Source organism: Flammeovirga sp. AWQ4_249 (genome assembly GCF_056161045.1).
Genome location: NZ_JBSWYJ010000032.1, coordinates 20,695 through 36,224, shown reverse-complemented (window position 1 = coordinate 36,224; position 15,530 = coordinate 20,695). Strand labels below are relative to the sequence as shown.

Annotated in this window: 13 protein-coding genes; 5 read left to right on the top strand and 8 right to left on the bottom strand. The window is 33.1% G+C overall.

The features are described 5' to 3' along the window. Positions 1-205: 205 nt before the first annotated feature. The 3 genes from ACXAHM_RS19370 (at position 206) to ACXAHM_RS19360 (ending at position 4,716) form a co-directional block, all read left to right on the top strand. The gene (locus ACXAHM_RS19370) at positions 206-541 is read left to right on the top strand and encodes a hypothetical protein (protein ID WP_474963411.1); all 336 of its coding nucleotides are present in this window, start codon (positions 206-208) and stop codon (positions 539-541) included. A gap of 141 nt (positions 542-682) precedes the next feature. Further along, a complete protein-coding gene (locus tag ACXAHM_RS19365; protein ID WP_474963407.1) occupies positions 683-1,921 on the top strand; it encodes a nucleoside recognition domain-containing protein in 1,239 nt (412 codons plus the stop codon). Positions 1,922-2,061: 140 nt separating this feature from the next. Further along, on the top strand, positions 2,062-4,716 hold the full coding sequence (locus ACXAHM_RS19360) for a DUF5916 domain-containing protein (protein ID WP_474963405.1): 2,655 nt from the start codon (positions 2,062-2,064) through the stop codon (positions 4,714-4,716). A gap of 1 nt (position 4,717) precedes the next feature. Here the strand turns inward: ACXAHM_RS19360 and ACXAHM_RS19355 are convergent, their stop codons facing one another. From ACXAHM_RS19355 to hslV, 6 genes are all read right to left on the bottom strand, one after another. Further along, on the bottom strand, positions 4,718-5,539 hold the full coding sequence (locus ACXAHM_RS19355; protein ID WP_474963401.1) for an alpha/beta fold hydrolase: 822 nt from the start codon (positions 5,537-5,539) through the stop codon (positions 4,718-4,720). Positions 5,540-5,645: 106 nt separating this feature from the next. Further along, positions 5,646-6,221, bottom strand: coding sequence for a 50S ribosomal protein L25/general stress protein Ctc (locus tag ACXAHM_RS19350; RefSeq protein WP_474963399.1), 576 nt, complete (start codon positions 6,219-6,221; stop codon positions 5,646-5,648). Positions 6,222-6,463: 242 nt separating this feature from the next. Then, positions 6,464-7,387, bottom strand: a complete 924-nt coding sequence (locus tag ACXAHM_RS19345) for a ribose-phosphate pyrophosphokinase (RefSeq protein ID WP_474963397.1) — start codon at positions 7,385-7,387, stop codon at positions 6,464-6,466. A gap of 218 nt (positions 7,388-7,605) precedes the next feature. Continuing rightward, entirely contained in the window at positions 7,606-7,995 is a 390-nt protein-coding gene (locus ACXAHM_RS19340; protein WP_474963393.1) for a hypothetical protein, read from the bottom strand. 197 nt (positions 7,996-8,192) lie between these two features. Next, complete coding sequence (locus ACXAHM_RS19335) at positions 8,193-9,083, bottom strand: 1-aminocyclopropane-1-carboxylate deaminase/D-cysteine desulfhydrase (protein ID WP_474963390.1); 891 nt, start codon at positions 9,081-9,083, stop codon at positions 8,193-8,195. A gap of 9 nt (positions 9,084-9,092) precedes the next feature. Next, a complete protein-coding gene (gene hslV, locus ACXAHM_RS19330) occupies positions 9,093-9,635 on the bottom strand; it encodes an ATP-dependent protease subunit HslV (RefSeq protein WP_474963388.1) in 543 nt (180 codons plus the stop codon). Between the two features lie 212 nt (positions 9,636-9,847). Here hslV and ACXAHM_RS19325 point away from each other — a divergent pair, with 212 nt between their 5' ends. Then, the gene (locus tag ACXAHM_RS19325) at positions 9,848-12,451 is read left to right on the top strand and encodes a M1 family aminopeptidase (RefSeq protein ID WP_474963386.1); all 2,604 of its coding nucleotides are present in this window, start codon (positions 9,848-9,850) and stop codon (positions 12,449-12,451) included. Between the two features lie 59 nt (positions 12,452-12,510). Here ACXAHM_RS19325 and ACXAHM_RS19320 read toward each other — a convergent pair whose 3' ends face one another. Continuing rightward, positions 12,511-13,605: a glycoside hydrolase family 73 protein gene (locus ACXAHM_RS19320; protein WP_474963382.1), complete on the bottom strand. Its 1,095-nt coding sequence runs from the start codon at positions 13,603-13,605 to the stop codon at positions 12,511-12,513. A gap of 204 nt (positions 13,606-13,809) precedes the next feature. Between ACXAHM_RS19320 and ACXAHM_RS19315 the strand changes: the two genes are divergently transcribed. Then, positions 13,810-13,989, top strand: a complete 180-nt coding sequence (locus tag ACXAHM_RS19315) for a hypothetical protein (RefSeq protein ID WP_474963380.1) — start codon at positions 13,810-13,812, stop codon at positions 13,987-13,989. A gap of 86 nt (positions 13,990-14,075) precedes the next feature. On the opposite strand, the gene ahcY is transcribed toward ACXAHM_RS19315, so the two are convergent. Next, entirely contained in the window at positions 14,076-15,386 is a 1,311-nt protein-coding gene (ahcY, locus tag ACXAHM_RS19310) for an adenosylhomocysteinase (RefSeq protein ID WP_474963377.1), read from the bottom strand. Positions 15,387-15,530 lie beyond the last annotated feature (144 nt).

Sequence of the window (15,530 nt, the reverse complement as noted above, 5' to 3'; positions counted from 1 at the left end):
TAAAATAATTAATAAACTAACACAATTCTATATGTTTTTTTTTAATTATTTTATGTAATTTTAAAGGAATGAAATTTTAAGTGTGAATTATACGTATACACATTATAAGTTTATTGATCAAATTTTGATTCTCAACTTAACAGCTATCGTCAAGAATTTTTGAGAATAATCAGCTACTAACATTTTAATAACAGAATAGAGTATTATGAGAACATTAACTTTTATCGCCATCGTTGGGGTTTTTATCCCTTCGTTACTTTCTCTTTTTAGGAAAAATGATCGTTTACCTCTGATTGACCGAGTAGTTAACTCATTAGCACGAATGGTAAAACTTTCCTTGATTGTTGGATTTGGTTTTGGTGCAGTAGGATTAGGAGCCGCTGTTGTATATTATGTAGCTCCATTATTAAACTTTACTGTTCAAGCTGATACAATAGAGCTATCAAGTGTTGCATTAAAATATTACGCTGTAATTGGTGTACTATTTCCAGTCCTAGGAATTTTGGTAGGCTCAATGTTAACCAATAAACAATCTGCATAATTTTCTCAAGCTAAAAGTACTAACAAAAAAGGTCCCTCACTTTAAAAATTGGTGAGGGATTTTTTATTTTAAAGACATTATTGGAATCTTTAAAAAGAAGGTCAATATTTATCTTCTCAAGGATAACTTACAAAGAACCGTATGGCATTAAATTATATCTGGATTTTTTTTATTCTTGGAGCATTTGTCGTCGCTCTAGGAAAATGGTTTCTCACTGGAGATGCCGAAACTTTTTCATTAATTATTGATAGTACATTTAGTATGTCAAAAACAGCATTTGAGATATCTATTGGCTTAACCGGTACTTTAGCTTTGTGGATGGGATTGATGAGTGTAGGTGAAAAAGGTGGCGCTGTACAGGTTATGACACGATTAGTAAGTCCTTTTTTCTCTAGGATTTTTCCAGATGTACCCAAAAACCACCCTGCTATCTCATCAATGATGATGAACTTTTCAGCGAATATGTTAGGCTTAGATAATGCAGCAACACCATTAGGTTTAAAAGCTATGAAAGAGTTGCAATCTTTAAATGATAAAAAAGATACAGCGTCTAATCCTATGATCATGTTCTTGGTATTAAATACTTCAGGGCTCACACTAATACCAATTACTGTGATGATGTACAGGGCTGAATTTCATGCAGCTAATCCGACAGATGTCTTTATTCCTATACTATTAGCTACAAGTATATCTTCATTAGGTGGATTATTAATTGTTTCTATATATCAAAAAATTAATCTTTTTGACAAAGTCATACTTGCCTATTTAGGAGGACTAATAACATTAATAGTAGGAACTATTTATTTGATTTTCAATCTTTCTCCAGAAGATGCAAATACGGTATCTTCTATTGCAGGAAATCTTATATTACTAAGCATCATCTGTTCTTTTGTAGGCCTTGCTGCTTATAAAAAAATCAATGCATACGATGCATTTATCGAGGGAGCTAAAGAAGGATTTTCAACTGCAATTTCTATCATTCCTTATCTAGTGGCCATTTTAGTTGCTATTGGAATGTTCAGAGCTTCAGGTGCCTTAGGTTATATTATTGATGGAATTAAATGGTTATTCAATAGTTTACTTGGGTTAAATGCAGACTTTGTGGATGCACTACCTGTAGCCTTTATGAAACCTCTAAGTGGTAGTGGTGCAAGAGCAGCAATGATTGATATCTTTAAATCTGCACCAGATGCTGTGGATTCTTTTGCAGGAAAACTAGCATCAATGATGCAAGGTGCTACTGATACAACATTTTACATCATCGCTGTATATTTTGGATCAGTAAATATAAAAAAAACACGCTATGCGATAACTTGTGGTTTATTTGCTGACTTTATTGGCGTAGTGGCAGCAATCTTTTTGGCTTATCTTTTCTTCTAAAAGAGAGATAAGTCATCATTTTTTTTACCTTAGAAATAAAAATCACTACCTTTATTAACGAATATTTAAAAGACTGAATCTAGCTTCTATTACTCAGCTAGAATCGCTCATCTTCTACTATCATTCAAAGCTATACTCCATTGAAATTAACCAAACTCTACCCATTGATTTGGTGGTTTATAACACTACCAATCATTGCTAATTGTCAAATTAATTCTACTACTCACGAAGAAAAGAAAAACTACTTTACATCTTCTCTTCATGATCAAAAAATTACAATAGATGGAAAATTTGATGATCCTGCCTGGCAATCTGTTGATTGGGAAGGCGACTTTACGCAACGTACTCCAATAGATGGTGCTCCACCTTCACAAAAAACTGCATTCAAGGTAATGTACGATGCGAAGTACATTTATTTTGCCATTAAAGCATATGACACTTCTCCAGACAGTATTGTAAGAAGAATGTCGAGAAGAGATGGTTTTGAAGGCGATTTTGTTGAAGTTAACATTGATTCCTACCATGATTTAACCAATGCTTTTTCATTTACCGTTAGTGTTTCAGGTGTCTTGGGAGACGAAGCTATTACAAATAATGGTAATAATTGGGACTCTAATTGGGATGCAATTTGGTGGGCTAAAACAAGTATTGATAAAGATGGATGGAATGCTGAAATTCGAATTCCTCTTTCTCAATTAAGGTTTACAAATTCTGAAAATCTCACTTGGGGACTTCAAGTTACACGTCGTTTATTTAGAAACAATGAAAGGTCTTATTGGCAATATATTCCTCAAGATTCACCTGGATGGGTTCATTTATTTGGGGAATTAAAAGGTTTAAAAGGTATCAAACCTCAAAAGCAATTGGAAGTAGCTCCATTTGTTCTTGCAAGGAATGATAGAGGTCCAAAAGAAGAAGGTAATCCTTATCAAACAGGGTCAGAATACTCCTTTAATGCCGGTGTTGATGGTAAAATTGGCATCACAAGTGATATCACATTAGATTTTACCATTAATCCTGATTTTGGTCAAGTTGAAGCTGATCCTTCTCAATTAAACTTATCAACTTTTGAAATTTTTCTGAGAGAAAGAAGGCCATTCTTTATAGAAGGGCGAAATACTTTATCTTTCCCAGGAACGAGATCTTTCGCAGGCGGAAGTTTTTCTAGAGATAATTTAGTGTATACCAGAAGAATTGGCCGAAAGCCAAGTTATCGACCTAATGTAGAAGAGGGACAATATCTTGATCAGCCAAAAGTAGTTCCTATTCTAGGTGCATTTAAATTGACTGGTAAAAACAAAAATGGTTTTGCTTTTGGAGTAATGAATAACATTACTAAAACTACAAGTGCTGAGATTGATACAAATGGCAATAAATCCAAAGAAACTGTAGAACCTTTTACCAACTACCTTGTAGCAAGAGCAACGCAAGACATTAATCAAGGTAATTCTGTAATAGGTGCTGTTTTTACTGCTACGAATAGAAATATTGAATCTGAAAATTTAAACTTTTTACATAAAGAAGCATATACAGGAGGTATAGATTTTTTACATCAATGGAAAGATCGTTCTTATTATGTTCAAGGCAATTTCATGTTTAGCCATATTGAAGGAAGTACTGAATCTATTACTCAAACACAAGAATCAGGAAGGCACTTTTTTCAAAGACCTGATGCTAATTATGTTAATGTGGACACCTCTGCTACTTCAATGACAGGTACAGGAGGTTATCTTAAGATTGGAAGAAACGGTGGAAGTCCATGGCGTTATGAAATTGGTGGAACTTGGAGATCTCCTCAATTTGAGATTAATGATGTTGGGTTTATGAATGCTGCTGATTTAATCGATCAGTGGTCTACCATAGGTTATAGAACATTGAAGCCAGTCTCAATATTTAGAAGAGTAAATGCTAATCTTAGACAATACGCTTATTTTGACTATGGTGGTAATATGACCTATTTTGGAATTCATGGAAACCTCAATTTAGAATTTAATAATTTCTGGGAGTTTTCAACTGGAGGCTCCATTCAAAGACAACGTCTAAGTAATTTTATGTTAAGAGGAGGACCTGCATTTTTAAGGCCTAACCGAAATTTAATTTGGTACAATATCGAAAGTGATGATCGTAAAAAACTATCCATTGAATTTGGTAATGAATACGCCTTAACACAAGATAATGCAGGAATGAACTTTGATGCTTGGTTTGGCTTAAATTATAGACCAATAAATGCATTAGAAATTTCAGCTACTCCATTCTTTTCATACAATCAAGATCAATTACAATACGTTACTACTGAAACAAATAATGAGGGAGATAATTATGTCTTAGGTCGAATAGAACAACATACTGTTGGGGTTACTCTTCGTGCGAATTTAATATTAAGACCTAATTTATCATTGCAATACTATGCTCAACCTTTTGCTTCAAGAGGAGATTATTTTGATTTCAAAAAAGTAATGGATCCTAAGGCAAAAAATTATAACAATAGAGTACATACTTACACGACGGATGAAATAAGTTATAGTGAAGAAAACGAAGAGTACACAGTCTTCAATGCCAATGGTAATTATTCATTTGGTAAACCTGATTTTGACTTTATTGATTTTAATTCAAATATGGTGTTAAGATGGGAATATAAACCAGGATGTACTTTCTTTTTGGTATGGTCTCAAGGAAGAGGTGATTTAGCACAACCATTCAGACAATTCTCATTTTCAGAGATTGTAAATGGTATTTTTGATTCTCCTTCAGAAGATGTATTTATAGCAAAATTGACTTATCGATTTAGAAAATAGATTATTTATTTTCTTTCATTAATTGGCAAAGGTCTTCATCTATTAATAGGTGACCCTTTGCTAATTTATAAAACCTCACATTATCTAAAAGTTTAGAGAAGCGTTCTGCACCATCCATTAATATAACTTCATCCCTTTCTCCAAAATACATATCAACAGGTATTTGATAATTATTTATCTGAGTAGCAATTTTTTTCAAATTTGGTTTCATATACCTTGAAGAAGTTGCCACGCCAAAAAATCGTCTTCTTTGTTCTTTCGTTTCAAAATGATTCATAAAGAAATCGTATAAAAACTTCGAAAGAAAACCTCTTCTATGCATCCAACCTGCAAATTTGAACATCATTTTTGGAAACCTCATAAATAGCATCATCAATTCTAAATACCAACGAGGTACTTTGGAAACATCATATAGAATGTGTGTTTTTAGTCCATCAGATGCACATAATATCAACTTTTCTATTTTATCACTATAATATTTTTGTAAACAATACATTGTGATCTTTCCTCCCATACTATAACCTAATATCGAGAAAGTACTCTTTTGGTATTTCTTGAGAATCGCATCAATAACTTCTCTTATATTTCTTGAAGAAAAATGAGAAGGTAACCACTCCGTTTTACCATGATAAGGTAATGAGAAAGCCACAACCGTATGATCTTCTTCCCATGCAGGAGCGATAGATCGAAATAGATTTACACTATCTCCAAATCCATGAATGCAGATAAGTAATTTTTCTCCTTCACCAAATTGGAGACATTCTATATTTCCTTTTTCTAATGGTATAAAGAATTGTTTAGGTGTGTTAGATGAGATGGTCATTAGTAAGTGATTATTTATTCATTTACTATTTACAAAAAAAATAAGGTAAAAAAAAGAGGTACAGAAATTACTGTACCTCTCTTCTTTATGTTCAAACAGTTGCGGATTACTCTGCAGCTGCGTCCATTGCTGAACGTAATGTTCTTGGAATAGCGATAGAAGCTACTGTTACTGAATCGTTATAAAGGATCTCATAGTTCTCTGGAGTAATTGATCCGATACGTACTGATTTACCAAGCTCTAAACCTTCGATAGAAACTTCTACAGTCTCAGGCATGTTAGCAGGAAGTGCTTTAACTTTGATTTTACGAAGTTTAGCAACAAGCTTACCACCAGTTTGAAGACCTGGAGAGTTACCTACGAATGAAACTGGAACGTCCATTTTGATTGGAGAATCTTCTTTTAACTCTAAGAAGTCAACGTGAAGTAATACTTCCGATACTGGATGTAATTGGAAATCTTGAACGATAGCAGTTTTCTCTACACCTTCGATGTTGATTTTTACGAAACAAACTTCTGGAGTATAGATAATGTCTCTGAACAAGATCATTGGAACTGCAAAGTGAATTGGTTGCTCACCACCATAAATTACACATGGTGCTAAACCTTCTTTTCTTAAATCTTTGGCAGCTTTCTTACCAACAGTCTCACGGTTATAACCGATGATTTCAACAGTTTTCATCTGATTTTTTAAAATAATAAGTAAAACATGTATTAACGCTTTGGTACTTGATCATTCTTTACTCGAAAGGTGGACCCCATCCCAAAACATGCTTAACGATTTCTATTACTAGAAATAGGCTCGCAAAGGTACTCATTTTCTTCTTAAATATGAAAGAAACATTATACCTTATTAATTAAAAAAGGCTATCTTCCAACGAGTTACGTTAAAAAATAGCCTTTTTATATTTATTTCTTTAATTCTTAGATAAATAAAGAACTAATTGATTCGTGATCTTGAATCTTTCTGATTGCTTTTGCAAAAAGTTCAGCAACTGAAAGAACATTGATTTTCTCTCTGTTTTCAACAGGAAGGGTATCAGTAACCACTAATTCTTCTAATACAGAAGCTGCTACTCTATCGTAGGCAGGACCTGAAAGTACACCGTGAGTACAGATAGCTCTCACAGATTTAGCTCCTTTCTCCATGATGATCTCTGCTGCATTACATAAAGTACCTGCAGTATCAACAAGGTCGTCAATTAGAATTACATTTTTGTCTTTTACATCACCAATAACTTGCATCGATGCTACTTCATTTGCTCTCTCACGATGCTTATCACACATTACGATATCAGCTTTGAAGTGTTTGGCATAAGATCTCGCTCTTTTAGCACCTCCTACGTCAGGAGAAGCGAAAGTAAGATTTTCTAATCCTAAGCTCTCAATGTAAGGAACAAAGATTGGTGAACTTTGTAAGTGAACTACAGGGATATCGAAGAATCCTTGGATTTGATCTGCATGTAATTCACAAGTTACAACACGTGTTGCTCCTGATGCAGTTAATAAGTTGGCAATTAATTTCGCACCAATACCTACTCTTGGCTTGTCTTTTCTATCTTGACGTGCATATCCGAAATAAGGAAGAAGAACTGTTACAGTAGAAGCTGAAGCTCTTTTTGCCGCATCAATTAGTAAAAGAAGTTCGAGTAAGTTATCTGCTGGAGGACATGTGGATTGAATGATAAAAACATCACAACCTCTTACTGATTCATTGAAGTGTGTAGAAATTTCTCCATCAGAGAAACGTTGTAAAACTACATCTCCTAAAGATTTTCCATAAGAGTGTGCTATTTTGCTCGCGAGATATTCTGTTCCCGAAGCTGAAAAGATTTTAACTGAAGACATCAGTATTGTATTTTTGGTACGCTATCTATAATTCCAAAACATGACTTCGAGAAAAGGAAGTATTAAAAGTATAATATTATCACATTTCCCTTTGTCACTACAAATGTATAAGAATCAATACAATGTTGCTTAATTCATTAGAAATAATTTATAATAAAAAAGACAACCTTTGTTAAGGTTGCCTTTAAAATGGTCAAATTGTTATATTTTTTAATGTATTAGTCTCTTAATACATAATAGTACGTACCATCACTATTCATCAATAAATCCGCTTTTTGTGAGATTTGATCTAAATCAACATCATGCACTTCTCCATTGTGATAGTGAATTAGTCTAAAATCTTCTGCACTGTAAACATATACTTCAGCTACTCGAGTGCTTTCTTCGTGCAAGGCATCATGCTCTTCATCATGTTGAGCTAATCCCCAATCAAGATCCGTTAGTGTAAGTTCTAAACTACTTAAATATTGTGGCCCTAAGGATTCTAAAACCGAATATTCTGCATGAGTATATTCTTCTTCATTAATTTTCTTAATTTCTTCTGTTTGAGCGAAAACAGTTGCTGAAGTAAATGCAAATAGTATTGCAATGAATGATAATTTTTTCATAACGATAGTTTTTGGTGATTGAATGTGTAAACAGTATTACGAGTGTGTTACTCAATAGGATTTTTTCCTAGCAGTATTTTGATGTAATATTCTTCTAACTTTTTGACACTTTTAAAATATGTTAAAATAAGGAAAAAGTCAATATTAAAGTGTATTATTTACATTTAAATGATCAGAATCATCATTTATTGGATTATTTATCGATTAATCTGTAATCCTCCTGAATGTAAAACAATGATTTTCTTTCCTTTATTAAAATATCCTTTTTGTATTAAATCAAAAACTCCAAACATCATTTTTCCAGTATAAATACGCTCTAGTTCAATGTTATATTTTTCTTTAAATTCATCAATAAATGAAATTAATTCAGGTTTTCTCTTAGCATAACCACCAAAATGATATTCTGTTTCTAGTTTCCAATTTTTATTCTCTACATCATTTTTTAGAAATACATTAATATCATCATATAAAAAATCTCCTCCTTTTAAGGCTGGAAATCCAACAATTTTCACTCCTTCTTTTAGTGATGAAATTAACCCTGCCAAAGTTCCTCCTGTCCCACAAGCAGCACAAACATAATCACCTTCATCTAATACTTTATTTAATTCTTCTCCTAACTCTGATACTCCTTTTAGGGCCAAGTCATTTGAGCCCCCTATAGGAGCCATATAAAATTCTCCTAATTCTTTTTTTAGTTGTGGTATATGATCTTGATAATTTCGGAATGATGTTCTATCCAAATAAGTTAAATGCATTCCTTGTGAAACAGCAAAAGCTAAAGTTGGATTTAGAGGAAGATGTTCTTCTCCACGAATTACACCTACAGTTTCTAATCCATATAGTTTACCTGCAGCAGCAAAAGCATGGATATGATTAGAATACGCACCTCCAAAAGTAAGTATCTTAGTATATCCTTCTTCTTTAGCTTTTAATAAATTGTATTTCAGCTTTCTCCATTTATTTCCAGAAACATCTGGGTGGGTTAAATCATCTCTTTTAACAAAAAAACGAATCCCATTTTCTAAAAAAATAGGATCCGTTAGTTCTTGCAAAGGAGTATTTTCGATTGGTAATTCGAAAGAATCCATGCTAAAGTTTTATGGTTTTACTTTTTCAATTACAAAGTTGTGGTTTGTATAAATACAAATATCAGCAGCAATGCTCAAACCTTCACGTACCATTTCTTCTGCTGACATTTCACTAGCATGTTTCTTTAATGCCAATGCTGCAGATTGAGCATACATACTACCAGAGCCAATTGCAGCAATATCATGATCTGGCTCAATAACATCACCAGTACCTGAAATAATCAATACATCATTAATGTCAGCAACAATCATCATTGCCTCTAATTTTCTTAAATATCTATCCATGCGCCAATCTTTCGCAAGATCAATAGCAGCACGTTTCATATTTCCATTAAAAGCGTTTAATTTTTCTTCAAAACGCTCCATCAAAGTAAATGCATCAGCTGTAGAACCAGCAAAACCACAAACGATTTTACCTCCCATTAATGTTCTTACTTTTTTTACATTACTCTTTGCTACAGTATTTCCAAAGGTAGCTTGTCCATCAGCACCTAATGCTACTTCTCCATCTTTCTTGATGGCAAGGACGGTTGTTGATCTAAATTTTTCCATATTTTCTTTTTTGGTATGATTAACCAATAAGTGACCCATGAATGGAATCATCGACAAATTGTCAGTATTGGGTAGATTGACCGGTTAATTTTACTATTAAGTTATACAAATCTGACGAATTTGTCATATTCTTATGTAATATCCTTACTTCTCTCATTTTTCTGAGTTAATTTCATAACTGAAAAATAAATTTTATCGATCTCCAGTAATTTATGCTATACAAATTTAAAAGAGCGGCATCACTAATATTTATTATTGGTAGTTTGAATGCTTGTAAGACATCTCAAACTCCTTCTCAAGAAAATTTAGATATCGTTGTTTCTCCAGAAACGCCTGAAGCTCCTGAAATAAACCTTATACCTTCTCAAGAAATTGAAGAAGTTGCTCCGGATTGGGTAGTTCCTGAAGGACCTTATCACGCTTCGTTTAATACCGCTTATAATTTAATACATACACAATTAAAAGTAAGCTTTGATTGGGAAAAACAAAGAATGAAAGGTGATGCAATTTTAACTTTGCAACCTCACTTTTATCCTCAAAGTCAAATTGTATTAGATGCCAAAAATTTTGATATCCACAAAGTTGAGTTAACGGATAAACAAAAGAAAGTCATCAAAACTTTGGAATATAGCTATGATAGTCTTCAGTTGACAATAGCTTTGGATAAAAAATACACTAGAAAAGACATTTTTGGTATTCATATAGATTATACTGCAAAACCTAATGAGAGACAGACTTCAGGAAGTGAAGCAATTACTAGTGATAAAGGGCTTTATTTTATAAATCCTCTAGGTGATGAAATCGGAAAACCTCAACAAATTTGGACTCAAGGTGAAACAAGTGCAAACTCTTGTTGGTTCCCAACTTTTGATCATCCCAACGTAAAAATGAAACAAGATATTTATATGACTGTTCAGGATAAGTATGTGACTTTATCGAATGGTCGTTTAATGTCTCAGAAAAAAAACGGAAATGGTACTAGAACGGATCATTGGAAACAAGAACTTCCTCATTCTGTTTATTTAGCTATGATGGCAGTAGGTAACTTTGCTGTAGTTAAAGATGAATGGAGAGGAAAAGAAGTGAGTTATTATGTAGAACCTGAATATGAGAAATATGCAAGAACAATTTTTGGAAATACTCCAGAAATGATGGAATTCTTCTCAAAGAAATTTCAATATGATTTTCCTTGGGCTAAATATTCACAAGTAATCATCCGTGATTTTGTTTCAGGTGCTATGGAAAATACTACAGCATCTACATTTATGGAATCTGTACAGGTTGATGATAGAGAAAAACTAGATCAAGATTGGGATTTCATTGTTGCACATGAACTTTTCCACCATTGGTTTGGTGATTTAGTTACAACTGAGTCTTGGGCGAATTTACCATTAAATGAATCTTGGGCTAACTACAGTGAGTATTTATGGAGAGAATACAAACATGGAAAAGATGAAGCTGATTATAACCTTCAAAATGAACTTGATTCTTATTTGGCTGAATCAGAAGTAAAACAAGTACCTCTTATCAGATATCATTATCAAAATAAAGAGGATATGTTTGATAGTCACTCCTATGCAAAAGGTGGATATATCTTAAACTTATTGAGACATACAATTGGAGATGATGCCTTCTTTGAAGGAGCAGCCTTATATCTTAAAGAAAATGCTTTCGAAGCTGCTGAAATTGCTCAGTTAAGAATGGCTTTCGAAGAAGTCACAGGTGAAGATCTAAATTGGTTTTTTAATCAATGGTTTATGGCTTCTGGTCACCCTGATATTTTTATTTTAGAAAAGTTTAATGGAAATACGCTTGAACTTTTAGTTCAACAAAGACAAGATCCTGAATATACTCCAATTTATAGAATCCCTACTACAGTTGAATTCTACTGGAAAGATGGTAAAAAAGAGGAAAGGTCAATTGTACTTGATCAATCTCAACAAACTTTCTCTTTCATGTTTGATACTGTTCCAGACCTAGTGATTTTTGATAAAGAGCATATCATTCCTGGAATTATAACACATGGTAAATCAATTGAGGCTTATCAGTTGCAAGCTGAAAAATCTTCTAATATCATGCATAGAATTGAGGCTTTAGAAATGATAGGGCAGTCAATTACAGCAAACCCAGATCTAATTCCGTCTATCAACAATTATCTTAAAGATCCTTTTTGGGGAGTTAGAGAAACTGCTGCAGCTTTGCTTGAAGGTTACCAAGGTACTGGTGATTTAACACAAACAAAAGTAATACTTAGAGACTTAGTGAAAAATGATAATAACTCATCAGTTAGAGCAACAGCTTTAAGTACACTTAGTTCAATTGATGAAAATTTCCTTCCTGTAGCTCAAGCTGCTATGCAAGATAGTTCTTATTTGGTAATAGCAACCGCATTATATACTGCTTCAACCCTTCAAGGGCCATCAATTGTCACCACTATTGACAAATTTAATGATGTTAAAAACCCAAATGTAGTATTTGTCTCATCTATGATTTATGGAGAATTAGGTACTAAAGGAAAACTTGATTGGTATGATAAAAAGTTGGCTGAGATGAATGATCAATTCCGTCAGTATATGTTTAGAACAATGACGGGCTATATCATTAATTTGACCACTGAAGAAGAGAAACAACAAGCAACAGACATTATCCTTAAATACGCAACAAACAGTGGAGCGAGTGCAGAAACTAAAGTTGCTGCTTACCAAGCGATAAGTCCATTACTTGAAGATGAAAACATTAGTAAGAGAGTTAGTGAGGCATTATCGAAAGAGAAGGATAATGCTGTATTAGATGCTTTAAAACAACAAGGCTACTAAAAACTATCTCTTCTAAGATTTTAATGAGGAACTTCTATCAAAGAGGTTCCTCATTTTTTTTAATAATCCAATAATTCCAAGTGATAACGCTTAATTATTTTTTTCAGAAGTTCTCCATATAAAGGTGAAGTTGCATAACCTACTCCCCCATATTTTGTAGAGCCAATCATATTTGCCCATGATGCATAATCTCTTCCTTGAGCAAACAATGGAGCATATCTCTTTTGTTTATTAAGAAATAAAGAATGAGCTCTAAATGACTCCCAAGGCGATTTATATTCTGCAAACGAATCTTTTACAATGCATTTATAAAGTACTTTACCATTTCTTTTTACTTTCTGAGAAGATACTATAATGTGTTTATTTTTTTGATATTCATTTTTAGTATAATACTCTGTCGTTGTAATTGGTTTTGTCTTTCCTGTTTTATCTTTGACACCAAAATAATTATTCCCAATTACTCTTTTTCCATACCCCGTTTCTAAAGCTGCCTGTGCAAGAGTGATGGATGCAGGGACATGGTATTTTGCCTGTTCCATCAATGCTGTTTCGATCTTTTTCAGAGGAGCTGATGAAGTGAAGAATGCATAAACATGTGGAGGTGCTTGCATTTGATCAAGAATATGGACTTTAAACAAATCTGCAATTTTAGCATTCAAGTCGATTAAAGATTCACTTTTAAGCTGATCTACCCTAGTTACCTTCTCTTCTATCAAAAAGTCAGTAACCAATAACTGTCGTTCTATTTGGAATCGATCGATTGATGAAGCCACAGTATTTAGTTTTTCTTCTTTGTACTGAGAAGAGATACTTGCAGTTTGATGAACAGGAATAATAGTCGTGCTTGATTTTTCAGCATTTTCTATATTTATCCCAAAATCTTCAATAAATTCATCCATGGTAGGTTCATTATTTCCATAGTGATATTGAATTGGTGCTTGTACAAAAATTACTTTTTCATCAGGACTTGAAAACAATTGTACCACCAAAAGAATTAATAAAAGTGCAATTGTAGTTAGTATCAGTTTTGGGTTAATGATAAATGTAAATATGTTTCCTCTATACCTTAGATAGAAATTATTAGGAAACTTCATTCCAATTGATAGATTTTTAGATGAAACAGCTAACTCAGATTGATTTTTCAGAAAATACATGACAACAAAACTTTACCTTTGAGAAATTAATTATTAAACAATCCATATCAATAAAATTGGCGAGTGTTTTAAAAGACGTTAGATTATATATGACTCACTTTTATTATTGATTACGATGTAAAATTAGTTTAAATTTTAAACATTGTCAATATTTTAAACAATAAATATAAAAAATAACTCAAAATGTCCATTAGCATTAATACAATGAGGGTTGGAAGAACCTATAAGCTTATCAATTACGGCGAAGTGTTTATATTTGAAACATTATCGATTGATAAAAATGATGACTTTTTAATCAAAATTATAGATACGCTAGAGCAATGCTATTTGAGTGAATTATATCAGTTTGGGAAAGGAAGAGATTTTATGATTGATGAAGTTTAATTGAGTTTCAAAATATAGAACATAAAAAAGCTAGTCCATATAAATGAACTAGCTCAATATTTTTACAGACTTTGTCTAATGTTTTTCTAGTAACGGTAGTGCTCCACTTTGTAAGGACCATCTACTTTCACACCGATGTAGTCGGCTTGCTCATCAGTAAGTGTTTCTAACTCAACACCAATCTTAGCTAAATGAAGTCTAGCCACCTTCTCATCTAAATGCTTAGGTAACATGTAGACTTTATTTTCATACTGATCAGTATTTTGCCATAACTCTAATTGAGCTAAAGTTTGGTTTGTGAAAGAGTTAGACATTACGAATGAAGGGTGTCCAGTTGCACAACCTAAGTTCACTAATCTACCTTCCGCTAAGATGATTACATCATTACCTGAAGCAACAGTATATTTGTCAACTTGAGGTTTGATGTTCACTTTAGTATCACCATACTTTTCGTTTAACCAAGCCATATCGATTTCGTTATCGAAGTGACCAATGTTACAAACGATAGCTTTGTCTTTTACTTTTTCGAAGTGACGACCAACAACGATATCTTTGTTACCAGTAGTTGTTACTACGATATCACCTTCTAAGATCGCATCGTCCATTTTCTTCACTTCAAAACCGTCCATTGCAGCTTGTAAAGCACAGATTGGATCGATTTCAGTAACGATAACACGAGCACCTGCACCTCTTAAAGAAGCAGCTGAACCTTTACCTACATCACCGTAACCAGCAACAACTGCTACTTTACCAGCAATCATTACGTCAGTAGCACGGCGGATACCGTCTACTAATGATTCTTTACAACCATATTTGTTATCAAACTTAGACTTAGTTACTGAGTCATTGATGTTGATAGCAGGAATTGGTAAAGTACCATTTTTCTCACGGTCGTGTAATCTTAAAACACCAGTAGTAGTTTCTTCAGATAAACCTTTGATACCTTCTACTAGTTGTGGGTAACGATCAAATACCATGTTTGTAAGATCTCCACCATCATCAAGAATCATGTTTAATGGCTTACCATCTTCAAATGCATGAAGTGTTTGCTCGATACACCAATCAAATTCTTCTTCATTAAGACCTTTCCAAGCAAATACTGGAATACCAGCTGCTGCAATAGCTGCTGCTGCTTGATCTTGAGTTGAGAAGATGTTACAAGATGACCAAGTTACTTCAGCACCTAACTCCACAAGAGTTTCAATTAAAACTGCTGTTTGGATAGTCATATGAAGACACCCAGCAATTCTTGCACCTTTTAAAGGTTTAGAAGGTCCGAACTCTTTTCTCAATGACATTAAGCCTGGCATCTCTGCTTCAGCTAATTCAATTTCTTTACGTCCCCAGTCCGCTAAAGAGATATCTTTAACTTTATATTTAACTGCTGTACTTTCCACGTTAAAATTATTTTTTTGTTTTCAGAATACAAATCTAATACATTTTTGTGGATTAGATTTTATACTTAGTTAATAAGTACCTACATAACACCTTTTTATAAGGAAATTGTTTATTTTTTATCCTTTTTTTTGACGTCTCTTTTT